The sequence below is a fragment of the Micromonospora sp. C28ISP2-4 genome (assembly GCF_030519385.1).
Classification (GTDB): domain Bacteria; phylum Actinomycetota; class Actinomycetes; order Mycobacteriales; family Micromonosporaceae; genus Micromonospora; species Micromonospora tulbaghiae.
In genome coordinates this window covers 432,781-457,558 of the sequence record NZ_JAUMKG010000001.1, presented here as the reverse complement: position 1 = coordinate 457,558, position 24,778 = coordinate 432,781, and the positions used below count along the sequence as shown (strand labels likewise).

18 protein-coding genes are annotated in these 24,778 nt (G+C 74.2%); 13 read left to right on the top strand and 5 right to left on the bottom strand.

The window, feature by feature from the left end; genetic code table 11:
* Window positions 1–29 precede the first annotated feature (29 nt).
* From Q3W68_RS02100 to Q3W68_RS02080, 5 genes are read left to right on the top strand one after another with little or no spacing between them, the layout of a single operon-like run.
* Window positions 30–1,205: a cysteine desulfurase family protein gene (locus tag Q3W68_RS02100; protein WP_302903834.1), complete on the top strand. Its 1,176-nt coding sequence runs from the start codon at window positions 30–32 to the stop codon at window positions 1,203–1,205.
* 37 nt (window positions 1,206–1,242) lie between these two features.
* On the top strand, window positions 1,243–2,319 hold the full coding sequence (gene mnmA, locus Q3W68_RS02095; protein WP_302903833.1) for a tRNA 2-thiouridine(34) synthase MnmA: 1,077 nt from the start codon (window positions 1,243–1,245) through the stop codon (window positions 2,317–2,319).
* A 30-nt stretch (window positions 2,320–2,349) separates the two neighbouring features.
* Window positions 2,350–3,354 carry a methionine synthase gene (locus tag Q3W68_RS02090; RefSeq protein ID WP_302903832.1) on the top strand — a complete coding sequence of 335 codons (1,005 nt, stop codon included), beginning with the start codon at window positions 2,350–2,352 and terminating at the stop codon, window positions 3,352–3,354.
* Between the two features lie 37 nt (window positions 3,355–3,391).
* A complete protein-coding gene (locus tag Q3W68_RS02085) occupies window positions 3,392–3,760 on the top strand; it encodes a VOC family protein (RefSeq protein WP_302903831.1) in 369 nt (122 codons plus the stop codon).
* Between the two features lie 29 nt (window positions 3,761–3,789).
* Complete coding sequence (locus tag Q3W68_RS02080; protein ID WP_302904935.1) at window positions 3,790–4,851, top strand: ADP-ribosylglycohydrolase family protein; 1,062 nt, start codon at window positions 3,790–3,792, stop codon at window positions 4,849–4,851.
* 36 nt (window positions 4,852–4,887) lie between these two features.
* Here the strand turns inward: Q3W68_RS02080 and Q3W68_RS02075 are convergent, their stop codons facing one another.
* Window positions 4,888–5,517: a type II toxin-antitoxin system PemK/MazF family toxin gene (locus Q3W68_RS02075; RefSeq protein WP_302903830.1), complete on the bottom strand. Its 630-nt coding sequence runs from the start codon at window positions 5,515–5,517 to the stop codon at window positions 4,888–4,890.
* 201 nt (window positions 5,518–5,718) lie between these two features.
* Here Q3W68_RS02075 and ligA point away from each other — a divergent pair, with 201 nt between their 5' ends.
* From ligA to Q3W68_RS02040, 7 genes are all read left to right on the top strand, one after another.
* On the top strand, window positions 5,719–7,854 hold the full coding sequence (gene ligA / locus Q3W68_RS02070; protein WP_302903829.1) for an NAD-dependent DNA ligase LigA: 2,136 nt from the start codon (window positions 5,719–5,721) through the stop codon (window positions 7,852–7,854).
* Window positions 7,855–8,005: 151 nt separating this feature from the next.
* Window positions 8,006–10,546, top strand: a complete 2,541-nt coding sequence (locus tag Q3W68_RS02065; protein ID WP_302903828.1) for a bifunctional diguanylate cyclase/phosphodiesterase — start codon at window positions 8,006–8,008, stop codon at window positions 10,544–10,546.
* 105 nt (window positions 10,547–10,651) lie between these two features.
* Window positions 10,652–10,957 carry an Asp-tRNA(Asn)/Glu-tRNA(Gln) amidotransferase subunit GatC gene (gene gatC / locus Q3W68_RS02060; RefSeq protein WP_013284468.1) on the top strand — a complete coding sequence of 102 codons (306 nt, stop codon included), beginning with the start codon at window positions 10,652–10,654 and terminating at the stop codon, window positions 10,955–10,957.
* Window positions 10,958–10,980: 23 nt separating this feature from the next.
* On the top strand, window positions 10,981–12,456 hold the full coding sequence (gatA, locus tag Q3W68_RS02055) for an Asp-tRNA(Asn)/Glu-tRNA(Gln) amidotransferase subunit GatA (RefSeq protein ID WP_302904934.1): 1,476 nt from the start codon (window positions 10,981–10,983) through the stop codon (window positions 12,454–12,456).
* A 255-nt stretch (window positions 12,457–12,711) separates the two neighbouring features.
* Window positions 12,712–13,866, top strand: coding sequence for a putative Ig domain-containing protein (locus Q3W68_RS02050; RefSeq protein ID WP_302903827.1), 1,155 nt, complete (start codon window positions 12,712–12,714; stop codon window positions 13,864–13,866).
* Window positions 13,867–13,963: 97 nt separating this feature from the next.
* On the top strand, window positions 13,964–15,457 hold the full coding sequence (gatB, locus tag Q3W68_RS02045) for an Asp-tRNA(Asn)/Glu-tRNA(Gln) amidotransferase subunit GatB (RefSeq protein WP_302903826.1): 1,494 nt from the start codon (window positions 13,964–13,966) through the stop codon (window positions 15,455–15,457).
* Between the two features lie 115 nt (window positions 15,458–15,572).
* Complete coding sequence (locus tag Q3W68_RS02040; RefSeq protein WP_302903825.1) at window positions 15,573–17,930, top strand: pyruvate dehydrogenase; 2,358 nt, start codon at window positions 15,573–15,575, stop codon at window positions 17,928–17,930.
* A gap of 434 nt (window positions 17,931–18,364) precedes the next feature.
* Here Q3W68_RS02040 and Q3W68_RS02035 read toward each other — a convergent pair whose 3' ends face one another.
* From Q3W68_RS02035 to Q3W68_RS02025, 3 genes are all read right to left on the bottom strand, one after another.
* Window positions 18,365–19,978, bottom strand: coding sequence for a metallophosphoesterase (locus tag Q3W68_RS02035; RefSeq protein ID WP_302903824.1), 1,614 nt, complete (start codon window positions 19,976–19,978; stop codon window positions 18,365–18,367).
* A 53-nt stretch (window positions 19,979–20,031) separates the two neighbouring features.
* Window positions 20,032–21,207, bottom strand: coding sequence for a sorbosone dehydrogenase family protein (locus Q3W68_RS02030; RefSeq protein ID WP_302903823.1), 1,176 nt, complete (start codon window positions 21,205–21,207; stop codon window positions 20,032–20,034).
* Between the two features lie 86 nt (window positions 21,208–21,293).
* Window positions 21,294–23,099, bottom strand: a complete 1,806-nt coding sequence (locus tag Q3W68_RS02025; RefSeq protein ID WP_302903822.1) for a SpoIIE family protein phosphatase — start codon at window positions 23,097–23,099, stop codon at window positions 21,294–21,296.
* A 145-nt stretch (window positions 23,100–23,244) separates the two neighbouring features.
* On the opposite strand from Q3W68_RS02025, the gene Q3W68_RS02020 reads away from it, so the two are divergent.
* Window positions 23,245–24,171 carry a 2-hydroxyacid dehydrogenase gene (locus Q3W68_RS02020; RefSeq protein WP_302903821.1) on the top strand — a complete coding sequence of 309 codons (927 nt, stop codon included), beginning with the start codon at window positions 23,245–23,247 and terminating at the stop codon, window positions 24,169–24,171.
* On the opposite strand, the gene Q3W68_RS02015 is transcribed toward Q3W68_RS02020, so the two are convergent.
* The gene (locus Q3W68_RS02015; RefSeq protein WP_302903820.1) at window positions 24,165–24,563 is read right to left on the bottom strand and encodes a PH domain-containing protein; all 399 of its coding nucleotides are present in this window, start codon (window positions 24,561–24,563) and stop codon (window positions 24,165–24,167) included. The two genes, Q3W68_RS02020 and Q3W68_RS02015, sit on opposite strands and share 7 nt — an antisense overlap.
* Window positions 24,564–24,778: the final 215 nt, after the last annotated feature.

The window sequence follows — 24,778 nt, the reverse complement described above, 5'->3', positions numbered from 1 at the left end:
GGGTACGCAGGCCGTTAGGCTGAACCGTGATGGCATACCTTGATCACGCGGCGACGACCCCGATGCTGGACGAGGCACTCGAGGCGTACGTCGCTGTCGCCCGCGAGGTCGGCAACGCCTCGTCGCTGCACGCGGCGGGTCGCCGGGCCCGGCGACGGGTGGAGGAGTCCCGCGAGCGGGTGGCCGCCGCGCTCGGCGCCCGCCCCTCCGAGGTGATCTTCACCGGCGGTGGCACGGAGAGCGACAACCTCGCCGTGAAGGGCGTCTTCTGGGCCCGCCGCGCCGCCCGCGCCGACCGGGTCCGGGTGGTCTCCAGCGCGGTCGAGCACCACGCCGTCCTCGACGCGGTGGACTGGCTGGTCGAGCACGAGGGCGCGCAGGCCGGCTGGCTTCCGGTCGACGCGGCCGGGCGGCTCGACCCGGCGCGGCTGCGTGCCGAGCTGGCCGAGCACGGCGAGCGCGTCGCGGTGGTCACCGCCATGTGGGCCAACAACGAGGTGGGCACCGTCCAGCCGGTCGCCGAGCTGGCCGCAGTCGCCGCCGAACACGGGGTGCCGTTCCACACCGACGCCATCCAGGCGGTCGGGCAGGTGCCAGTCGACTTCGCCGCCAGCGGCGTGTCGGCGCTCACCGTGACCGGGCACAAGCTCGGCGGCCCGGCCGGTGTGGGCGCGTTGCTGCTGGCCCGCGACGTGGCGGCCACCCCGCTGCTGCACGGCGGCGGCCAGGAGCGCGACGTACGCTCCGGGACACTGGACACCGCGGGCATCGTCGCGTTCGCGGTCGCCGTCGAGAGCGCGGTCAAGGGCCAGCAGGAGTACGCCGCCCGCGTCGCCGCGCTCCGCGACGAGCTGGTCGAGCGGGTCCGGCAGGCCGTCCCCGAGGTGATCTTCAACGGCGACCCGGCCGACCGGCTCCCGGGCAACGCGCACTTCTCCTTCCCCGGCTGCGAGGGGGACGCGCTGCTGCTGCTCCTGGACGCCCAGGGCATCGCCTGCTCGACCGGGTCGGCCTGCTCCGCCGGGGTGGCCCAGCCCTCCCACGTGCTGCTGGCGATGGGCGCCGACGACGACCGCGCCCGGTCCTCGCTGCGCTTCACGCTCGGGCACACGAGCACCGGCGCGGACGTGGACGCGCTGATCGCGGCGCTGCCGGCCGCCGTGGAACGGGCCCGCCGCGCGGCCGCCCTCCGTACGCCCCGCTGACCCGGATACGCTCGGTGAGGACGAGGGGAGTGGGCCGGTGAGGGTTCTGGCGGCGATGTCGGGCGGGGTGGACTCCGCCGTCGCGGCGGCACGGACGGTGGAGGCCGGGCACGACGTGACGGGCGTGCACCTGGCGCTGGCGCGTAACCCGCAGACGTACCGCACCGGCGCTCGGGGCTGCTGCACACTGGAGGACTCCCGGGACGCCCGGCGCGCCGCCGACGTGCTCGGCATCCCGTTCTACGTGTGGGACATGGCCGACCGGTTCCACGACGACGTGGTGGACGACTTCGTGGCCGAGTACGCCGCGGGGCGTACCCCGAATCCCTGCCTGCGCTGCAACGAGAAGATCAAGTTTGCCGCGGTGCTGGACCGGGCCGTGGCCCTGGGCTTCGACGCGGTGGTCACCGGCCACCACGCCCGGCTCGGCGCCGACGGCCTGCTGCGGCGCAGCGTCGACGCGGCCAAGGACCAGTCGTACGTGCTGGCGGTGCTGACCCGCGCCCAGCTCGACCGGTCGATCTTCCCGCTGGGCGACTCGACGAAGGCCGAGGTGCGCGCGGAGGCCGCCCGGCGTGGCCTCGCGGTGGCCGACAAGCCGGACTCGCACGACATCTGCTTCATCGCCGACGGCGACACCCGCGGCTTCCTGGCCGAGCGGCTCGGCGAGGCGCCGGGGCAGGTGGTGGACGCGCTCACCGGCGCGGTGGTGGGCAGCCACAGCGGCGCCTACCAGTACACCGTGGGGCAGCGGCGCGGCCTGCACCTGGACCGTCCCGCACCGGACGGCCGCCCCCGCTACGTGCTGTCCATCACCCCGACCACGAACACCGTGACAGTCGGCCCGGCCGAGGCGCTGGAGGTCTCCGACGTGCGCGCCACCCGCCCGGTGTGGACCGGCGGGCCACGCCCGGACGGCCCGGTCGAGTGCGAGGTGCAGCTCCGGGCGCACGGCGACGTGGTGCCGGCCGCCGTCGAGGTCGACGCCGACGGACTGCGCGCGTCGCTGCGCCGCCCGGTCCGTGGGGTCGCCGCCGGCCAGGCGATCGTGGCCTACCGGCCGGACCCGGCCGGAGACGTGGTCCTCGGCTCCGCCACCATCACCGCCGCCTGACCGGCGACGGGCAGCGGATAGGCTGCGGCCGTGACTGAGCAGGCATGGCCCTGGCCCACCGGCGCGGCGACCGGAATCGGGTCGCTGCCCGGCACCGACATCGCCGAGGCGCAGCGGATCGTGCTCGGCGAGCTGCCCGCATTGCCGCACCTGCCCGAGCTGCCCGCCCGGGGGCCGGGCGCGGACATCGTCGGCCGCACCGCCGGTCTGCTCGTCGAACTCCCGGTCGAGCTGTACGCGGCCCGCTGGCGGATCGCCCCGCGCCCCGGCCGCGACCTGCGCCGCGCCCGCGACCTGATGGAACGCGACCTCGACCAGCTCGCCGAGCAGGCCGAGGAGTACGCCGGCCCGGTCAAGGTCCAGGCCGCCGGCCCGTTCACCCTCGCCGCCGCGCTGGAGCTGCCGATCGGCGGCCGGATGCTGCGCGACCCCGGAGCGGTACGCGACCTCGCCGGCTCGCTCGGCGAAGGGCTGCGCGGGCACGTCGAGGCGGTGGCCCGGCGGCTGCCTCGCGCCTCGGTGCTGCTCCAGCTCGACGAGCCGTCGCTGCCGGCGGTGCTGGCGGGCCGGGTGCCCACCGAGAGCGGCTTCGGCACCCACCGGCCGGTGGAGACCGAGGTCGCGCGGGCGCTGCTGCGCGACGTGATCGAGGCGGCCGGCGTCCCGGCGCTCGTGCACTGCTGCGCGCCGGACGCGCCGCTGGAGCTGATCCGCTCCACCGGCGCGGTGGGCGTCGCGCTCGACCTGTCGCTGGTCACCGACCTCGACCCGCTCGGCGAGGCGATCGACGCCGGGCTCGGCCTGCTCGCCGGCGCCGCGCCGACGCTGCCGCCGGCCTCCGGCCGGGCGCCGACGTCGGCCGAGGTCGCCGACCGCATCCGGCGCGTCTGGGACCAGCTCGGCTTCCCCCGCCGCCGGCTGGCCGAGCAGGTGGTGGTCACCCCCGCGTGCGGCCTGGCCGGCGCCACCCCGGGGTACGCCCGCGCGGTGCTCGCCGCCTGCCGCGACGCCGGCCGGCGGCTCGCCGAGGACTGACGTTTTTCCGTCGTACCCGCCGGGCACGATGACCGGCATGATTGGACGACTGCGTTCCACAGTGATCGACTGCCCCGATCCGCACGCGCTCGCCGCCTTCTACTCCGAGCTGCTCGGCCTGCCCCTGGTGGAGGAGGACTCCGACGGCGACGAGTGGGTGGTGCTCGGCGGCCCGCCCGGGCACCAGCCGCGGGTGGCCTTCCAGCGGGCGCCCGGCCTGCGCACCCCCGACTGGCCCGACCCGGCCCGGCCGCAGCAGTTCCACCTCGACGTGACTGTCGACGACATCGAGGCGGCCGAGAAGGCGGCGCTGGCGCTCGGCGCGCGACGGCTGCCGGGTGAGGGGGAGGGCTTCCGGGTCTACGCCGACCCGGTCGGCCACCCGTTCTGCCTCTGCTGGGACTGATCTTCCGCAAGTTGCGCGGCGGAGGCATGATCGCCACCGTGACCGCCTCCACCGCCACCGGCCGCGCCGCCGGTTCGCTGTTCGGCCTGGCCTTCGGCGACGCCCTGGGCAAGCCGACCGAGTTCCTCACCGTCACCGAGATCGTCCGGCGCTACGGCCCGGCCGGTCCGCGTGAGCTGACCGGCGATCCGGCCCTGGTCACCGACGACACTCAGATGGCGCTGGCCGTGGCGTGGGCGCTGCACGACGCGCCCGCGTACACGGCCGGTGCGGTGGAGCCGCTGCTGCGGCAGCGCTTCGTCGACTGGTCGGTCAGCCCGGAGAACAACCGTGCCCCCGGCATGACCTGCCTGCGGGCCTGCGCCGAGCTGGCCCGGGGCGCCCGCTGGCAGGAGGCCACGGTCGCCGATTCCAAGGGCTGCGGCGCGAACATGCGCGTCACCCCGGTCGGGCTGCTCGACGTCGACCTGGACACGATGGCCGGGCTGGCCCAGCTCCAGGCCGGTCTCACCCACGGCCATCCGACCGGGCTGGCGGCCAGCGAGCTGACCGCGTACGCGGTCCGGCTGCTGCGCGACGGCGCGGCGCTGCCGGAGCTGCCCGGTCTGCTCACCGAGCGGGCCCGGGAGCAGCGCACCGTCTACCGGGACGACTGGCTCGGTGACCTGTGGCGGCGGCCCGGCGACAGCGGCGTGGCCGAGTTCGTCGCCCGGGGCTGGGACGACTGCCTGCGCGTACTCGCCCGGCTGGAGGCGGCGCTGGCCCGCCCGGACGACGGCGGCGACCTGTGCCGGCTCACCGGCGAGGGGTGGATCGCCGAGGAGGCGCTCGCCACGGCGCTGCTCTGCGCGCTGCGCCACACCGACGACCCGGTCGGCGCGCTGGCCCGTGGCGCCACCACCGCCGGCGACTCGGACTCCATCGCCGCGCTGGCCGGCGCGTTCGTTGGCGCCGCGTACGGCACGGCCGCCTGGCCCGCCGGGTGGGCCGGCCGGATCGAGTACGCCGACCAGCTCACCGCGCTCGCCGCCGCGTTCGACCCGGAGGCGTCCGGCGCCGGCTCAGACGGTGGTCGGGGATCGTCGGCGTGACGTCGGCCCGGGTGAGGCGGGACGGCGGCGGCCCGCTCAGCCGGCGAGGTGGCTCAGCCGGCGCACGCCCCGCCACAGGTCGGGGTCGCAGGTGCCGGCCCGGTCGGCGAACGCGCTCAGCGGCACCGGGATCGGCTCGCTGACGTCCAGGTAGCTGTCGTGGTCGGCGCCCGGATCCCAGTCGCGGGTGGGGATCGGCAGGTGGTCGTCCCGGTCCGACTTGTCCTGGCTGGTGATCTTCAGCACCTCGGCGTCCCGGCCGTCGACCCGCAGCACCAGGCAGGGGCGCACCTTCGAACCGCTCCCGTCGGCGTAGGGCACGTCGGCCCACCAGATATCCCCGGGCCAGGGCTCGTCCCGATCGGCCCGTCCGGCGCCGCGCGGCCTCGGCGGCGTCGCGGTGCGGTCACCCCGCGGACCGGTGCCCGCCCGGTCACCGCGGCGTCCACCGCCGGGCCGGTCGGTGCCGGACCGGTCGCCGTCCGGTCCGCCGGTGCGGCTGCCACGTCCGGTGCCCGGCCGCCGTCCGTCGGCCCGGTCGCGTCTCCCGTCGGCCCGGTCGCGCGTCCCGGCGCGTTCGGCCGCGCGGCGGCGCCAGTCGTTCCACAGCCAGCCGGCCGCGACGCAGGCCACGATCACCAGCGCCCAGATCAGCCCGTCGCGCATCCGCCGCCCGCCTTCCGACAGTTGTCGCCCAGCACCGCCGACGCGATCGTCGCACGGCCGGGCCGCACCCGCCCGGGTGGCGCGACGAGCGCCGGTTCGCCCTGCTCGGCGCGGGTGGCCGGACGACTGTCACAGCCGACCGTTACGGTTCTCGGGTAGCACGAACACGGGAGGTCGACAGCGGTGTCCGAAGGCGGCGGCGTGTCCGAAGAAGCGGTTCCCCCAGCGGTCGACGCGGCCCAGGACGCGGCGGCGGGTGCCGAGCCGACCCCGGCGGCCCGGGAGCGGCACGCCACGCTCAGCCAGGAGCTGACCGAGCACCAGTACCGCTACTACGTGCTCGACGCGCCGACCGTCACCGACGCGGAGTTCGACAGGCAGCTGCGGGAGCTGGAGGCGCTGGAGGCCGAGTATCCGGCGCTGCGCACCCCCGACTCGCCCACCCAGCGGGTCGGCGGCACCTTCTCCACCGACTTCACGCCGGTCGCGCACGCCGAGCGGATGCTCTCGCTCGACAACGCCTTCGCCGACGAGGAGCTGGCGGCCTGGTCCGAGCGGGTCGAGCGCGACGCGGGCGGCCCGGTGCCCTACCTGTGCGAGCTGAAGGTCGACGGGCTCGCCATCAACCTGACCTACGAGAAGGGCCGGCTGGTGCGCGCCGCGACCCGGGGCGACGGCCGCACCGGCGAGGACGTCACCGCCAACGTGCGCAGCATCAAGGGTGTGCCGGCCCGGCTGACCCCGGCCGACGACTTCCCCGACGTGCCGGATCTGATCGAGGTGCGCGGCGAGATCTACTTCCCGGTGGCGGCGTTCGCCGACCTGAACGCGAGCCTGGTCGAGCAGGGCAAGGCGCCGTTCGCCAACCCGCGCAACGCCGCCGCCGGCAGCCTGCGGCAGAAGGACCCCCGGGTGACCGCCTCCCGCCCGCTGCGCCTGGTGGTGCACGGCATCGGCGCGCGCACCGGGTTCCGGCCGGCCGCGCAGTCCGAGTCGTACGCCGCGCTCAAGGCGTGGGGGCTGCCCACCAGCGACCGGTGGCGGGTGGTGGACGACCTGGCCGGGGTCGCGGAATACATCGCCTACTACGGCAAACACCGGCACGACGTCGAGCACGAGATCGACGGCGTGGTGGTCAAGGTCGACCCGGTCTCGATCCAGGGCCGCCTCGGCTCGACCAGCCGGGCGCCCCGCTGGGCGATCGCCTTCAAATACCCGCCGGAAGAGGTGAACACCAAGCTGCTCGACATCGACGTCAACGTCGGGCGCACCGGCCGGGTCACCCCGTTCGCCGTCCTGGAACCGGTCCGGGTGGCCGGTTCCACTGTCGCGCTGGCGACGCTGCACAACGCCCGCGAGGTGGAGCGCAAGGGTGTGCTCATCGGCGACACGGTGGTGCTGCGCAAGGCCGGCGACGTGATCCCCGAGGTGCTCGGTCCGGTGGTCGAGCTGCGCCCGGCCGACGCCCGCCCGTTCGTCATGCCGACCACCTGCCCGGCCTGCGGCACGCCGCTCGCGCCGGCGAAGGAGAGCGACGTCGACATCCGCTGCCCCAACGGGCGGGCCTGCCCCGGTCAGATCCGCGAGCGGGTCTTCTACCTGGCCAGCCGCAAGGTGCTCGACATCGAGGTGCTCGGCGAGAAGGGCGCGGCGGCGCTGCTGGACGCCCAGATCATCACAAACGAGGGTGACCTGTTCCAGCTCGACGCCGAGCAGCTGAGCCGGTCGCCGTTCTTCGTCAACAAGGACGGCAGCCTGGGCAGCAACGCCACCAAGCTGCTCGACAACCTCGCCGAGGCCAAGGAACGCGACCTGTGGCGGGTGCTGGTGGCGCTGTCCATCCGGCACGTCGGCCCGACTGCCGCCCAGGCGCTCGCCCGGCACTTCCGCTCGGTCGCCGCGATCGAGGCCGCCGGTGAGGAGGAGCTGTCCTCGGTGGACGGCGTCGGCCCGACGATCGCGGCGAGCGTGAAGGAGTGGTTCGCCGTCGACTGGCACCGCGACGTGGTGCGCAAGTGGGCCGAGGCGGGCGTACGGATGGCCGAGGAGGCCGCCGACGAGGGGCCGCGACCGCTCGACGGCGTGACAGTGGTGGTCACCGGCACGCTCAGCGGGTTCAGCCGCGACCAGGCGGCCGAGGCGATCCAGGTCCGGGGCGGCAAGGTGACCGGCTCGGTCTCCAAGAAGACCGGCTTCGTGGTGGTCGGCGACAATCCCGGCTCCAAGGCCGACAAGGCCGCCACCCTGAAACTGCCGATCCTCGACGAGGACGGCTTCCGCGTCCTGCTGGACTCCGGCCCGGAGGCGGCCCGCGAGGTGGCCCGGGTGGAGGACTGACAGGCTGGTCACAGCGATCGGCCGGCGGATACCAAGTTAATTACGACTACGACCGATTCGTGACTGTCGTGTCGGGGAAATCGCCTCGGAGGGCGTTTCATTGGCGTACGACGCGTGACGGTGCGCGCCAGGACGTTCCCCGGGAGGTGCGATGGAGACCGGCGATCCGCGTAACTCCGTCCCGCCCGGCCGGAGCGGGCCGTTCTTCGGCTTCGTCGGCGCGATCGGCGTGGTCGCCCTGGCGGTCTCGGCCGGGCCGCTCGTCGCGCTCGCCGACAGGTGGAGCGAGCTGCCGGCCGCGTTCTGGACCATGGCGGCGCTCGCCGTCGCGTGCGACGCGCGCCCGTTCGTCCCGCCCGGCCGGCGGCAGACGTCGGCGGTGTTCCCGTCGACCTGCTTCACCTTCGCCATCCTGCTCGGCTGGGGCTTCGGTCCGGCCGTGGCGGTGCAGGCCGTGGCGGTGGCGGTCAGCGGCTGGCGGCTCGGGTACGCGCCCTGGCGCACCGGCTTCAACGCGGCGCAGTACGCCTGCGCGCTCGCCGCCGCGTACGCGGCCACCCGGCTCGGCCCGGGTGAGCTGTTCGACGGCGGCCGGCTGCACTGGACCGACGTGGCGGCGGTGGGCGGCGCGACGATCGCCTGGTTCGTGGTCAACTACGGGCTGGTCAGCTCAGCGGTCCGGTTGCGTTTCGGCGACCGGTGGTGGCCCAGCGTCCGCAGTGGCCTGGCCTACGAGCTGCTCGCCACCGGCTCGCTGCTGCTGCTCGCGCCGGTGCTGGTGGCCGCCGCCCGGGCCAGCGCGGCGCTGATCCCGCTGGTGCTGGTGCCGCTGTTCGCGGTCTACCGGATGGCCCGGCTCTCCGCGGAACGGGAACAGCTCGCCGACGTGGATCCGCTCACCGGGCTGCCCAACCGCAAGGCGCTGCTGACCGAGGTGGCCGAGCAGGTGCACCTGCACGGCGACCGGGCCGCCCGGGGCGCGCCGGACGCGCATCTGGCGCTGCTGCTGCTCGACCTCGACCGGTTCAAGCACGTCAACGACGCGCTCGGGCACGCTGTGGGTGACCGCCTGCTGGTCGAGGTGAGCGCCCGGCTGATGGGCGCCGTGGACGGCGGTGACATGGTGGCGCGGCTCGGCGGCGACGAGTTCGCCATCGTCGTACCCCGGCTCACCGACATCGACCAGGCCCGCGAGCGGGCGGACCGGGTGGTCGCGGCGCTCGCCGAGCCGGTGCCGCTGGACGGGCTGCCGCTGGACGTGGGCGGCGCCATCGGCATCGCGCTCTACCCCGAGCACGGCGAGGACTTCGCCACCCTGATGCGTCACGCCGACGTGGCCATGTACGACGCGAAGCACCGCAACGACACGGTGGCGGTCTACGCGCCGGAGTCCGACCACAACTCGGCCGAGCGGCTGAGCCTGCTGGCCGACCTGCGCCGGGTGCTGGAGTCCGGCCCGTCCGCGCGGGGCGGGGAGACGGTCGGCGTACGCGGGGGTGACGGCGCCGCCCTGCAGCCGGCGCTGCCGGTCCGGGCCGACCGTCCGGCCCGCAACCAGCGCCCGGCGCGCGACGGCGGTCGCGGGCGGTCCGGCGACGGGCCGAACCGGTGGCTGCGGCGCCGCCGGGACCGGGCGGAGGAGCGGCACGACGACGACCTGATCGAGCGGATCCTCACCGGCGCCGACCCGATCCGCCGCCGGGCCGCCAACGCCGGGGCCGGACCGGCTGCGGGCCCGCTCGTGGTGGACGACGCGGATTTCACGCCGGCCACCGGGACCGCCGGCGGGGAGGTCACGCGCGACGCGGAGGCGGCGGTCAGCACCGGCGCGCCGGGTGTGATCGGGCCGACCGCCGACGGGAGCACGACGACCGCCCCGGACGACCAGGCGGGGGACCCGGGCGAGATCACCATGTACTACCAGCCGCAGATCGCCATCGCCACCGGCGAGGTGGTGGGCGTCGAGGCGCTGCTGCGCTGGCGGCACCCGCGCCGGGGCATGGTCGACCCGGGCGAGCTGATCCAGGTCGCCGAGCAGAGCGCGGTGATGCGGCTGCTCACCCGCCGCGTGGTGGACGACGTCGTGGAGCAGCTCGCCAAGTGGTCGGCGGCCGGGCTCACGCTGCGGGCCGCGCTCAACGTCAGCGTGCGTGACCTGCACACCGGCGAGATCGCCGACCAGATCGCCGACCGGCTGACCCGGTACGGCGTGCCGCCCGAGCGCCTCCAGGTGGAGATCACCGAGGGCGCGTTGATGGCCGACCCCCGGCGGGTGCTCGCCAGCATCACCCAGTTGCACCGGATCGGCGTCGGCATCGCGCTGGACGACTTCGGCACCGGCTACTCGTCGCTGCAGCACCTGCGCCGGCTCCCGCTGTCCGAGGTGAAGGTGGACCGGTCGTTCGTCCTCGGGATGGCCGACGACCCGGACGACGCGGCGATCGTCCGCTCGATGATCGAGCTGGCCGGCGCGCTCGGGCTGCGGGTGGTGGCCGAGGGCGTGGAGGACGAGCGCACCTGGCGGCTGCTGCACGCCGCCGGGTGCGACGTGGCGCAGGGCTGGTTCCACGCCCGGCCGATGCCGGCCGAGGACCTGGTGGCCTGGCTGTCCCGCTACCGTCCGGTGCGCCCGGCGGAGGTGGGGAGCCGCAGCGGTCCGGCGCCGGAGGGGGAGTCGAAGGCGTCGTCGTGACGGCGGGACAATAGACTCGCTCCGGTCACCGCGCGTCATGGAGCACGCCCGTACGCGCGGCCGGCCCACCGCAGACGTCTCAGGACAGCCACGAAGGGGGCACTGATGGCCGCCATCTCCCGCGAGGAGGTCGCGCACCTCGCGCGACTGTCGCGGCTCGCCGTCACGGAGGAGGAGCTGGACACCTTCGCCGGCCAGCTGGATGTGATCCTCCAGTCGGTCGCGCAGGTCGGCGAGGTCGCCGCGGCGGACATCCCGCCGACGTCCCACTCCGTGCCGCTGACGAACGTGCTCCGCGAGGACGTGGTGCGGCCGGGCCTGACCCCGCAGGAGGCGCTGTCGGGTGCCCCCGACGCCGAGGAGCAGCGGTTCCGCGTCCCGCGGATCCTGGACGAGGATGTGGCCTCATGAGCGAGCGCAGCGGGAGTGCCGGCATGACCGACCTGACCAAGTTGAGCGCCGTCGAACTCGCCGGGCTGGTGGCGAGCGGCGAGACCTCCGCGGTCGAGGTCACCCAGGCCCACCTGGACCGTATCGGCGCCGTCGACGACCGGGTGCACGCGTTCCTGCACGTCGACACCGAGGGCGCGCTGGCCGCCGCTCGTGCGGTGGACGAGCGCCGCGCCGCCGGCGAGGAACTGGGCCCGCTGGCCGGGGTGCCGGTCGCGGTGAAGGACGTCCTGACCACCAAGGGCGTGCCGACCACAGTCGGGTCGAAGATCCTGGAGGGCTGGCGCCCGCCGTACGACTCGACGATCGTCGAGCGGCTGCGCGCCGCCGGCACGGTGATGCTCGGCAAGACGAACATGGACGAGTTCGCCATGGGCTCCTCCACCGAATACTCGGCGTACGGGCCGACCCGTAACCCGTGGGACACCGACCGGATCCCGGGCGGCTCCGGCGGCGGCAGCGCGGCGGCGCTGGCCGCGTACGAGGCGCCGCTGTCGATCGGCTCGGACACGGGCGGCTCGATCCGCCAGCCCGGCGCGGTCACCGGCACCGTCGGCGCGAAGCCCACCTACGGCGGCACCTCCCGCTACGGCCTTGTCGCGTTCTCCTCGTCGCTGGACACACCCGGCCCGTGCGCGCGTACCGTGCTCGACGCCGCGTTGCTGCACCAGGTGATCGGCGGTCACGACCCGCGCGACTCCACCTCGATCCCGGCCCCGGTGCCGGACGTGGTGGCCGCGGCGCGGCGCGGCGCCGGCGGCGACCTGACCGGCGTGAAGCTCGGCGTGGTCACCGAGTTCACCGGCGAGGGCGCCGAGCCGGGCGTGATGGCCGCGTTCCGCGAGTCGGTCGAGGCGCTGGCGAAGCTGGGCGCCGAGATCGTCGAGATCTCCTGCCCGCACTTCAAGTACGCGCTGCCGGCCTACTACCTGATCGCGCCGAGCGAGTGCTCCTCCAACCTGGCCCGGTTCGACGGCGTCCGGTTCGGCCTGCGGGTCGGCGACGACGGCAACCGGTCGCTGGAGGAGGTCATGTCGCTCACCCGCGAGGCCGGCTTCGGCCCCGAGGTCAAGCGCCGGATCATGATCGGCACGTACGCGCTCTCGTCGGGCTACTACGACGCCTACTACGGCCAGGCGCAGAAGGTCCGCACCCTGATCACGCGGGACTTCACCAGTGCGTTCGAGCAGGTCGACGCGCTGATCTCGCCGACCACGCCGTTCGTGGCGTTCCCGATCGGGTCGCGTACCGCCGACCCGTACCAGATGTACCTGGCCGACCTGTTCACCATCCCGACGAACCTGTACGGCGGCCCGGCCATCTCGGTGCCGTGCGGCCTGTCCGACGGGCTCCCGGTCGGTTTCCAGATCATGGCGCCGACCATGGCCGACGACCGGATGTACCGCGTCGCCGCCGCGCTGGAGAGCGCCGTCGGCACGCTCACCCCGCCGGCGCTCTGAACGCCGGGGTACGGAGGCGGGCCGCCCGCCCCCGTACCCGGAAGTCGTCCCGCGCCCGGTGCGGTCACCACGACCGCGCCGGGCGCGGCTGTCGTCGCAGCGACACGGTGATCACCGATCAGTGGATTGTCCGGGGCCGCTGGCACTGGTCGAATAAACTCCGAGTCTGCTGGATCGACTGGACTGTGGCCCGCTGGCGGACGCGAGCGGTTCCGACCGAGAGCTGGATGTGCGATGGGGACACTTCGCCCGGTCATGGCCCTGACGATGGTTGCCGCTCTGCTGCTGGGCGCCGGTCAACCGGCCGCCGCGCAACCGGCCACCGCCGTCACGGAGGCCGTCACCATCACCTCGGGCAAGCCCCCGTCCGTCATGGTCATCGGGCAGGTCTACGCGATCCACACCGTCGAGGCGACAGGCGGCACCGGGCCGTACCGGTTGTCGGTGGTGTCGGGCGCTCTGCCGCCGGGGATGCTGGTGGTGGGGACGTCGCTCGGTGGCGCGCCGACGACGCCCGGCACGTACACGTTCACGTTGCGGATGACCGACCAGAACGACCTCTTCGACGAGCAGACGGCGACGATCGAGGTACGCGAGCCCAAGGTCGTCATCACGTCGGGCAAGCCCCGGTCGCCCATGTACCTCGGCCGGGTGTACGCGATCCACACGGTCGAGGCGACAGGTGGCACCGAGCCGTACCGGTTGTCGGTGGTCTCGGGCGCTCTGCCGCCGGGGATGCTGGTGGTGGGGACGTCGCTCGGTGGCGCGCCGACCACGCCTGGGACGTACACGTTCACGCTGCGGATGACCGACAAGAACGACCGCTTCGACGAGCAGAACGCCACGATCGTCGTCGCCGAGGCCGCGACCGCCTTCACCTCCGGCGAACCGCCCGCCGCCACCGTCGGTAAGCCCTACTCCTTCGGGTTCACCGCCGACGGCGACTCGGACATCACGTTCGCCCTGGCCGCGGGCGCCCTGCCCGGCGGTCTCACCCTCGACGAGGAGGGCCGGCTGCGCGGCACCCCGACCAGCGCCGGCACGTTCGCCTTCACCGTCGCGGCGAAGGGGTACAGCACCAGCGCCACGAAGCAGGTGTCGCTGACCGTCGCCGCCCGGACCCCGGGCACCGCCACGGCGACCCCGGCGGACCCGACCGCCACGCCCGTCCCGGCGGACCCGACGGCGACGCCGACGCCGGGCGATCCGGCCGCCACGCCGTCGGAGAGCAGCACTTCGACGCCCCGGCCGACGCCCTCGCCGTCGAAGGTGAGTGGCGCGTGGCTGCCGATCACCGGACCGGGCTCGCCGCTCGTACTCCTGCTGTTGAGCGTCGTGGCCTTCTCCGTCGGCGGCATCCTGCTCGTGCTGGCCTACAACCGTCGGCGGAGCTTCACCACGCCCGAGTGACGCCCGGCCGAGGCCGGGTAGACGGAGCGGTAGGCTTGGCGGCGTTGTGTCCGGATGCCGCCGTGGGCCGGCTACCGCCTGCAAAGCTGGAGTTCTCATGACCACGACGCTGCCCGCGTACGACGAGGTCGTCGCGCGCTTCGAACCGGTGATCGGCCTGGAGACCCACGTCGAGCTGGGCACGAACACCAAGATGTGGTGCGGCTGCCCGACCGACTTCGGCGGCGAGCCGAACACCCGGGTCTGCCCGGTCTGCCTCGGCCTGCCCGGCTCGCTGCCGGTGGCGAACAAGGCCGCCATCGAGGCGACCATCCGGATCGGGCTGGCGCTGAACTGCTCGATCGCGGAATGGTGCCGGTTCGCCCGGAAGAACTACTTCTACCCGGACATGCCGAAGAACTTCCAGATCAGCCAGTACGACGAGCCGCTGTGCTTCGACGGCTACCTGGACGTCGAGGTGAACGGCGAGCTGGTGCGCATCGGCATCGAGCGGGTGCACCTGGAGGAGGACACCGGCAAGACGCTGCACGTCGGTGGCGCCACCGGCCGCATCCACGGCGCCACCGAGTCGCTCGTCGACTACAACCGGGCCGGCATCCCTCTGGTCGAGATCGTCACCAAGCCCATCCCCGGCACCGGCGCGCTCGCGCCCGAGGTCGCCCGCGCGTACGTCGCCGAGCTGCGTGACGTGATCCGCTCGCTCGGCGTCTCCGACGTGCGGATGGAGGAGGGCTCGCTGCGCTGCGACGTCAACACGTCGCTGAACCGGCCGGGCGAGGAGTGGGGCACCCGCACCGAGACCAAGAACGTCAACTCGCTGCGCTCGGTCGAGCGGGCGGTGCGCTCGGAGATGCTGCGCCAGGCGTCGGTGCTGGAGGCGGGCGGCCGGATCACCCAGGAGACCCGGCACTTCCACGAGGACACGGGCGACACCACGCCGGGCCGGTCCAAGGAGACCGCCACCGACTACCGGTACTTCCCGGAGCCGGACCTGGTGCCGCTGGCCCCGGACACCGCGTGGGTGGCCGAGCTGAAGGCCGCCCTGCCGGAGCTGCCGCGGCTGCGTCGCAAGCGGATCCAGCAGGAGTGGGGCCTGTCCGACCTCGACATGCAGTCGGTCGTCAACGCCGGCGCGGTCGAGCTGATCGAGGCGACAGTGGCCGCCGGCGCCACCCCGGCCGCCGCCCGGAAGTGGTGGCTGGGCGAGCTGTCCCGCCGCGCCAACGAGACCGGCGTGGAGCTGGCCGACGTGGGCGCAACCCCGGCCCAGGTCGCCGAGCTGCAGGGCCTGGTCGACGCCGGCAAGCTCAACGACAAGCTGGCCCGTACCGTGCTGGAGGGCGTGGTGGCCGGCGAGGGCTCGCCGACCGAGATCATGACCAACCGCAACCTGGAGGTCGTCTCGGACACGGGCGCGCTCACCGCCGCCGTGGACGAGGCGATCGCGGCCAACCCGGACGTCGCCGACAAGGTCCGCAGCGGCAAGGTCGCGGCGGCCGGCGCGCTGGTCGGCGCGGTCATGAAGACCACCCGCGGCCAGGCGGACGCGAAGACCGTCCGCGAGCTGATCCTGGCGCGCCTCGGCGCCTGACGTACGTAAGGAAGGGCCCCTTCTTAACGCCTGGTGCATGGGAAGGGGCCCTTCCTAACGCCTCGCCACCCCTCCCCGGACAGGGCGTCAACGGCGACGCCCGGATGGAGTCACCGTGAACCAGCACGACCTCGACGTCCTCGACGAGATCCAGCGCCGGGTGCTCTGGCTCGCCACCCGCATCGTCGACGCGGCCAACCACGACCGCGACACCGGTGACGGGGTGAAGGTCGGCGGCCACCAGGCGTCAAGCGCCTCGCTGGTCACCGCGATGACAGCGCTCTGGTTCCACCACCTGGACGCCGAGGACCGGGTCGCGGTGAAGCCGCACGCCTCGCCGGTGTTCCACGCGATCCAGTACCTGCTGGGAAACCTCGACAAGTCGTACCTGCCGAAGCTGCGGGCGCGCGGCGGGCTCCAGTCGTACCCGTCGCGCACCAAGGACCCGGACGAGGTGGACTTCTCGACCGGGTCGGTCGGCCTGGGCGCCGCCGCGCCGCTGTTCGCCGCCGTCACCCGCCGCTACGTCGACGCGCACTTCGGCCCGCGCCCGCACTCCCGGTTCGTCGCCATCATCGGCGACGCCGAGCTGGACGAGGGCAACATCTGGGAGGCGGTCGCCGACCCGGCCACCACCGGGCTCGGCAACGTGATGTGGCTGGTCGACTTCAACCGCCAGTCGCTGGACCGGGTGGTACCCGGCATCCGGATCAACCAGTGGCGCGGCCAGTTCGAGGCGGCCGGCTGGCACGTCGTGGAGGTCAAGTACGGCCGGAAGCTCGCCGAGGCGTACGCCCGGCCGGGCGGCGCGGCGCTGCGCGACTGGATCGACCGGATGCCCAACGAGCAGTACCAGTCGCTGTTCGGGCTGGCCGGGCCGGCGCTGCGCAAGCAGTTCCTGGACGGCGCGCCGGCCGAGGTGGCCGCGTTCGTCGCCGACATCGGCGACGACGAGCTGGGCCCGCTCGTCACCGACCTGGGCGGGCACGACGCGCAGGCCATGCTCGACGCGTACGCCCAGTGCGACGCGGTCACCGACCGGCCCAGCGTCGTGTTCGCGTACACGGTCAAGGGCTGGGGCCTGCCGATCGCCGGAAACCCGCGCAACCACTCGGCGCTGCTCACCACCGAGCAGGTCGACGCGTTGCGCGCCGCGAACGGCCTGACCCCGGAGACCGAGTGGGACCGCCTCGACCCGGCGTCCCCGGCCGGCATCCGGGCCGGCGAGCGCCGGGAGGCGCTGTCCCGCCCGCCGCGCGAGCGTGCGCTGGGCGTCACCGTTCCGGAGACCACGCGGGTACGCGCGAACAAGCCGGTCTCCACCCAGGAGGTCTTCGGCCGGGTGCTCGTCGACCTGGCTCGCGATCCGCAGGTCGCGCCCTACCTGGTGACCACCGCGCCGGACGTCGCCACCTCGACGAACCTCGCCGGATTCATCAACAAGACCGGCGTCTTCGCCCCGACCGAGCAGCGTTCCTGGACCGAGGACCGGATGCTGCGCTGGACCGAGAGCCCCGCCGGGCAGCACATCGAGCTGGGCATCTCGGAGATGAACCTGTTCCTGCTGCTGGGCCAGCTCGGCCTGTCGTGGGACCTGTCCGGCCAGCCGCTGCTGCCGGTGGGCACGGTCTACGACCCGTTCGTGCTGCGCGGCCTCGACGCGTTCCTCTACGGCACGTACTCCGGCTCCCGGTTCGTGGTGGCCGGCACCCCGTCGGGCATCACGTTGGCGCCCGAGGGCGGGGCGCACCAGTCCACCATCACCGCCTCGGTCGGCCTGGAGCTGCCGGGGGTGACGTTCCTGGAGCCCGCGTACGCCGGCAGTCTCGACTGGCTGCTCTGCGACGCGCTCGGGCAGATCGCCGGTGGCTCCGCGCCGGCCGCGACCGCCGCGCCGGCCGAGGACGGGGCGTACTACTTCCGGCTCAGCACCCGGCCGATCGACCAGGCGCCGTTCGAGGCGGCGCGGGCGCGGCTCGGGGACGCGGTGCTGCGACGGCAGGTGGTGGCCGGCGCGTACCGGCTCGTCGACGCGCACCAGGCGTACCCCGATCTGGTTGACGCCCCGGTCGTGCAGATCGCCGCCTCCGGTGCGGTGCTGCCGGAGGTGCTCGCGGCCGCCGCGGAGCTGGCGGAGGAGGGCGTGGCCGCGCACGTGGTGGACGTGACCAGCCTGGACCGGCTCTACCGGGCGTGGCAGCGGACGCTGCGCCAGGGTGTGCGGACCGCGACCGTGCCGAGTGTGCCGGGCGCGCTGCGGTCGGCGTTCGCCGACCGGGTGCCGGTGGTGACCGTGCACGACGCGGCGTCGCACGCGATGGCCTGGCTGGGCTCGGCGGTCGGTGCCCCGGCGGTGCCGCTCGGCGTGGACGAGTTCGGTCAGTCCGGCAGCGTCCGGGAGCTGTACGAGCTGCACGATCTCCTGCCGGGCAGCATCGTCAACGCCGCGCTGGCCGCGATCGCGCTGCGCTGAGGCGCCTGTCTCGACCACGGGCGCTCGGCCCGGTGGCTCCTCGCGACCGGGCTCGTCCGGCTCGACTCCGGCACGGCGGTCCGCGTCGTGGTCGAGCCGGGTGGCGCGCGGTAGACGAGGTCCCTCACCGAACGTGATCGCCGACGTGGGTGCGGTGAGTAACCGCCGCTGAGGGTCGGAGGTGTTGCCTCTCGCGCCCTTTGCTCTGCAGCCATATCCGCAGCACCGCTCTGAGCTGGGGTGGAGCGGTACGCGCCGCCGCTCTGCAGCCACCCGCGCGGTGACTCTCGGTGCCTGCCGCGCCGATGGGTGCAGAGCAAAGGCGGCGGCGAGGCATCCCGGTGCCGAGCGGCTTCACAACGCCGAGTGACCGGGTTCCAGCGTGGGCGAGCCGCCGGGCGCGACGTGAGGGACCGGGAGAAGCAGGGGGACGGTCAGCTCGTGGGGGTGGGGCTCAGGGTGGTCGTACCCGGTGACGGCGACTCGGACGGGCCGCGGGTCGGCGTCGGGGTGACCGGCACCTGGTCGCCCTTGGCCGGGTCGCGGATGACGTGCCGTTCCAGGTTGACCTGCGACTGCCCGGTGCCGCCCACGGTGATCTCGTCGTACGCCTGGAGCAGCTTCTGCTGGTCGAAGTAGAGCACCGTCATGGTCAGCGGGGTCGGCTTCTCGCCCTCCAGGCCGCGCAGCCCGGCCCCACCGGTGGAGCCCTGCACCATCAGCGTGGTCGGCTGTTCGCCCTCGACCTGCGGCAGCTTCGACACCTGCCGGGAGTGGGTGTGCCCGGAGAGCACGAGCGGGCAGGTGCCGGACAGCGGACCGGCCGAGGCGGGGTCGTGGATGAGCGCGATGTCGACCTTGCGCGGTGACTTCTCGATCGTGCCGGCGAGCTGTTCGCCGGTGCCGATCACCTGGTCGGCGACGGCTGAGGTGAGGCCGCTGCCGGCCGGTGAGGTCTCCTTGTCCGGGGTGAAGCGGGGGTCGCCGATGCCGGCGATGGTCAGCCCACCCACCGTCGTGACCGAGTTGTTCAGCACGATCGCGTTCGGCTGCTGCGCCACGGCGGCGGCGGTGCGCGGCGAGTCGTGGTTGCCGCGGATGAACACGTACGGCTTCTTGAGCAGGCCGATCGAGCCGACGAACGATGCCTCCGGCTCGCTGCCCCAGTCGGTCATGTCGCCGGTGTCGACCACCACGTCGATGCCGAACTGCTCGACCACGGTACGGATCAGCTGCCACCCGGTCGGGTTGAGGTGGATGTCCGACACGTGCAGCACCCGGGTGGTGCCGGGCGACGGCTGCACCACGGGCAGGGCGGAGACCGTGGTGTAGAGCTTGCTGACGTTGCCGACCAGCCGTTGGAGCTGCTCGGCGTACTTGGTGTAGTCGTTCGCGATCCGCCGCGCGTCACCGACGATCGCGGGCGCGTTGACCAGCAGCCCCTCGTACCGCGGCTCCTCGATCGCCTGCGGGCGCAGGGTGCTCGCGGCGGCGCCGAGGCTGCCCGCGGTCACGACGAGCGCCAGGCCACCGGCCCAGGCGGTACGCCGGACGTCCCGGAAGACCAGCGCGGCAAGTAGCAGTGTGGCCAGCACGGCCGAGGCGAGCGTACGCAGCCCGAGCCGCATCACACCGTCGCGGACGTCCTGGACCGCCGACTGGCTGGCCCGGCTGATGCTGGCCGGGTCGTCGATGAGCGCCTCGGTGCGCCCCTGGTCCAGCGAACCCACCTCGACCGTGAGGTACGCCGGGCCGTCGTGGCTGTCCAGCAGCAGCGCGCCCAGCGGCGGGATGTCGACGGTGGTGCCGCCGGACAGCGACGGGCTGAGCTTCAGCTCCGCCCGGAACGGTCCGATGTCGGTGCCGACGTGACCGCCCGCGTACGTGCCGACCACGATGCCGCCGAGCGTGACCGCGAGCACAGCCAGCACGACACCCAGCCGGCGCAGCCAGTGACCGGGCCGCCACGCCGCCCAGCGGCGGGCGCGCCCGCGCTCCGGAGACGTCTCGTCCCCGGAGCGGTGCTGTTCGTTCTCGTGGCCGTCCATGCTGAGATCCTGACCTGCCCCTTGAGCGATCTTGACAAACCCGGTGGGCCGGATCAGCTCCGGCCGGCGCCCCCGTCGGCGAAGACGAGCCGCAGGATGCGGTCGTCCTCGGCGGTGGGCGTACCCCGCCCGTCGCGGTTCGAGGTGCTCACCCAGAGCGAGCCGTCCGGTGCCGCCGCGACGGCCCGTAGCCGACCGTACCGGCCGGTGAGCAGGTCGCGGGGCTGACCGAGGACGGTGCCGTTACCGGTCAGCTCCACCAGCCAGAGCCGCTGGCCGCGCAGGCAGGCGGCGACGAGCAGGCGGTCCGCCGCCGCCAGGCCGGAACAGGAGGCGTCACCGGTGGGCCACTGCGTGATCGGGTTCACGTAGCGCTTGTCGTCGCCGCGCCCCTCGACCCGGGGCCACCCGTAGTTGCCGCCCTTGTTGATCTGGTTGATCTCGTCCCAGGTGTTCTGGCCGAACTCCACCGCGTACATCTTCTTGTCCGGCGTCCAGGCGAAGCCCTGGACGTTGCGGTGACCGGTCGACCAGACCGGCGACCCGGCGGTGGGGTTGCCCGGCGCCGGTTTGCCGTCCGGGGTGAGCCGCAGGATCTTGCCGCCGAGGCTCTTGGCGTCCTGGGCGTTCTCGGTGCGCCCGGCGTCGCCGGTGCTCGCGTAGAGGTTGCCGTCCGGGCCGAAGCCCAGCCCGCCGCCGTTGTGCGTGCCGGACTTCGGGATGCCGGTGAGGATCGGCTTCGGCGCCTGCCCGAGCTGCATCTTCGCGATCCGGTTGTCGTCCTCGGTGGTGTAGTAGACGAAGACCGTGCGGTCCTGGGCGTACGCGGGGGAGACCGCGATGCCCAGCAGGCCGCCCTCCCCGCCGGCCGCCACGTCCGGCACGGTCTGCACCGGCCGGACGGCCAGCCCGTCCGGGCCGGACTCCGGGCCGACCTGGAGGATCCGTCCCTTGTCCCGCTCGGTCACCAGCGCCCCGCCGTCGGGCAGGAACGCGATGCCCCACGGCACCTCCAGCCCCTTGGCCAGCACGGTGGCCACGACCTGCTGGCCGGCCCCGCCGGGACTCGCGGTGGAAGACGGCGTCGGCAGGTTGGGCGGGGCGCCGGCCGGGTCCGGCTCGGGCTCGCCGAGGGCGCAGCCGGCGGTGCCCAGCAACAGCGCCGCGCAGGACGCCGCCAGCGCCGTCCGGAGGCGGCGCACACGGGGGTACGCAAGACGCGGGCTCACCCGCCCCAGCCTAGCCGGGCGGACCGGCGAACCTGGCGCGTCGCGCGTACGCCTGCCCGCGTCCGGCCGTTCGGGGGAGTGCCGGTTCAACCGGCCCGCAGCGCCAGCAGGGCCACATCGTCCTCCCACTGGTGCGCGGCGGCGAGCAGCCGGTCGCAGAGCAGGTCCAGCGGTACGCCCGGTCCGCCGGCCCGGAGGTGGGCGAGCAGGTCGGCCTGGCCCACGTCGATCGGCTGGTCCCGGCGCTCGATCAGCCCGTCGGTGTGCAGCAGCAGCGTGTCGCCGGGGGCGAGGGTCAGCGTGCGGCCGGTGCGCCGGGGCGGCCGGGCCAGGCCGAGCAGCGGTCCGCGGCCGTCCGCCACCGAGACCGTGCCGTCGGCCCGCACCAGCAACGGCGGCGGGTGTCCGGCGTTGCACCAGGAGACCGCCAGCCCGCCGGCGGCCGGGCGGGCCCGGGCCAGCACGGCGGTGGCGACAGTGGGCACCCGCAGCCCGCCCATGGCCCGGTCGAGGTGGGCCATCAGATCCTCCACCGGGTCGTCCCGCCCGTACGCGTTGCCCCGCACCAGGTTGCGCAGCTGGCCCATGGTGGCCGCCGCCTCGATGTCGTGCCCGGCGACGTCGCCGATCGCGGCGATCAGCTCGCCGTCGGGCTGGACGAAGGCGTCGTACCAGTCGCCGCCCACCTCCACCCGGTCGGCGGCCGGCAGGTAGCGGGCGGCCAGCTCGATCCCCGGCACAGCCGGCAGGGCGGGCAGCATGCTGTGCTGGAGGACCTCGGCGACGTGGCGCTGCTCGCCGTAGAGGCGACTGTTGCCGACCGCCTGTCCGGCGCGTACCCCGATGTCCTGCGCGGTGCGCAGGTCGCTCGCGTCGAAACCGCGCCGCCCCTGACGGTTGACCAGGGTGACGGCCCCGATCACCCGGTCCCCGGCGGCGGTGATCGGCACGGTCAGGTGGGAACCGACGCCGAGCCGGTCGGCGAGCGGCACCAGCTCCGGGTGCGTGGTGCCGCGCGCGACGTCGTCCAGGCCGGCCACGGCGCGCACCGCCGGCCGCCCGGTACGCAGCACCGCCCGGATCTGCGACTCCGTGCTGAGCCCGGTGGTCAGCAGCTCGGCGAAGCGCGCCAGGTCGGCCTCGCGCTCGGCGTCCCGGTGTACGCCGGTGACGGTGCGTGGCCGGCCGGCCGGGTCGACGAGCGTGATCAGGCACCAGTCGGCGAGCAGCGGCACCATCGCGTGCCCGAGCCGGTCGACGGCCGTGGCCACGTCGAGCGTGCCGCCGAGCATCTCGCTCATCCCGGCCAGCATGGCGAGCCGGTCGTGCGCCTCCTCCGCGCGGCGGCGGGCCTGCTCGGCGCCGCGGACCGCGATGCGCAGCCGCAGCTCCGAGGAGCAGGCGGCGGCCAGGTCGGCGAGCGTCCGCAGCTGTTCCTTCGTCCAGGCCCGGGGCTTGCTGTCGATGGCGCAGAGCGAGCCGAGCACCCGCCCGTCCAGGTCGGTCAGCGGCATGCCCGCGTACGCGACCACGCCCAGGTCCTCGACGGCCAGGTTGAGGCGTACCCGGGGGTAGAGGCGGGCGTCGGGCAGCACCAGCGGCATCTCGACGTCGACGACGTGCTGGCAGAACGAGTGGCTCAGTGGCGTCTCCCGGCGGGCCGCCCACGGTTCCGGGAGCCCTGTCGCGCCGGGGAAGAACTGACGGTCGGCGTCCACCAGGGAGACGAGCGCGACGGGCACGTCCAGCAGGTCTCCGACCAGACGCGCGAACCTGTCGAACGCCTCGTCCGGTACGGCGTCGAGCCGCGTCTCGTCGAGTGAACGCAACCGGTCGGGATCGGCGAGCGCCGGAATCGGCACGGACACCCGTCCCCGGCCGTGCTCGCTCATCGATATCGCCCCCCGGGAAACGGGAACGCCCGGCCGACGTTCCGCCCCCGGTTATACCCCGCTGGGGCGCCACTTCATTCCCGGCGCGGTGTTCGTCACGGGTCACGCCGCGCCGGCCGGTCCGGGACCGATATCGTCGGCGGTCGTGAAGGTGTGGATTCCGCATTCGGAGGGCCGCCGGTTGCTCGGTGAGCTACCGACCGGCGTAACCGTGGAGCTGCTGGACGACCCGCGTCGGCTCCCGTCGTCCCCGTCCGGGGTGCGGTTCTGGGTGCCACCGTTCCTGTCCGGCCCGGACGCCGGAGCGCTGCTGGCCGAGCTGCCCGACGTCGAGGTGGTGCAACTGCTCTCCGCCGGGGCGGACGCCTGGGTGGGACGGATCCCCGACGGCGTGACGCTCTGCGACGCCCGGGGCGTGCACGACTCGCCCACCGCCGAATGGGTGGTCGCCGCGATCCTCGCCTCGCTGCGCGGGTTCGCGCCACTGGCCCGCGCCCAGGCGCGGCGCGAGTGGGCGTACGACGAGGTGGCACCCACCGACGAGCTGGCCGGCAAGCGGGTGCTGATCGTCGGCGCCGGCTCGATCGGCACCGCGGTACGCGACCGGCTCGCCCCGTTCGAGGTGACCTTCACGCTCGTGGCCCGTACGCCGCGCCCCGACCAGGGCGTGCACGGGGTCGACGAGCTGCCCGCGCTGCTGCCGGAGGCGGACGTGGTGGTGCTGCTGGTGCCGCTGACCGAGCAGACCCGGGGCATGGTCGACGAGCGTTTCCTCGCCGCGATGCCTGACGGCGCGCTGCTCGTCAACGCCGCCCGGGGGCCGGTCGCCAGCACCTCGGCGCTGGTCGCCGAGCTGACCTCGGGCCGCCTGCGCGCGGCGATGGACGTCACCGACCCGGAGCCGCTGCCCGCCGACCATCCCCTGTGGGAGCTGCCGAACGTGCTTCTCACCCCGCATGTCGCGGGCTCGGTACGCGGGCTGCTGCCCCGCGCGTACCGCCTGGTGGGCGAGCAGTTGCGCCGGTACGCGGCCGGGGAGGAGCTGACGAACCGGGTGGTCGACGGCTACTGATCGCCGGTCTGCGGACCGCTGCCGGCGTCCGGTAGCTCCTGGCCGGTGACGGCGATCAGCCGGGGCAGTTCGGTGGCGCGTACCGCCGGCAGCACCAGCACCTCGCCGTCGTCGAGCCGGGCGACCGCGCGGCCCCGGGCGTCACCGGCGAGTTCGGCGACCCGGTTCCACGGCACCCGGCGCTGCCCGACGAGCGCCCGCAGCCGCAGCTCCCGGGCGTCGGCGTCGGTGCCGGCCCGCCACGCCCAGACCGCGACGGCGAGCGGCACGAGCAGCACCCAGAGCAGCCACCATCGAGCGGAGGCCAGGGGCAGCGCCCCGATGGTGGCGACGATTGCGGCGACCAGGATGGCCTGGTTGTGGCGGAAACGGACGGTATCGGCGCGGCTCACCCCCCGATGATCCCATCCGGCCAGTTCACGCCACCCCGCGGGCGTCCCCACACCCCGGTCGGGCCCTTCCGCGCCCGGCCACTGCGCCGCAGGCCGCCCCCTGGAGGCGAGCACGGGTGGGAGGTAGGGCTTGGGTGTGACGGACGTCACTGATGCGGTGACGTCACCGGGCGCTTCCGGGATCGTTTCTAGGCGTGGCCGCAGCGGTCCCCGCC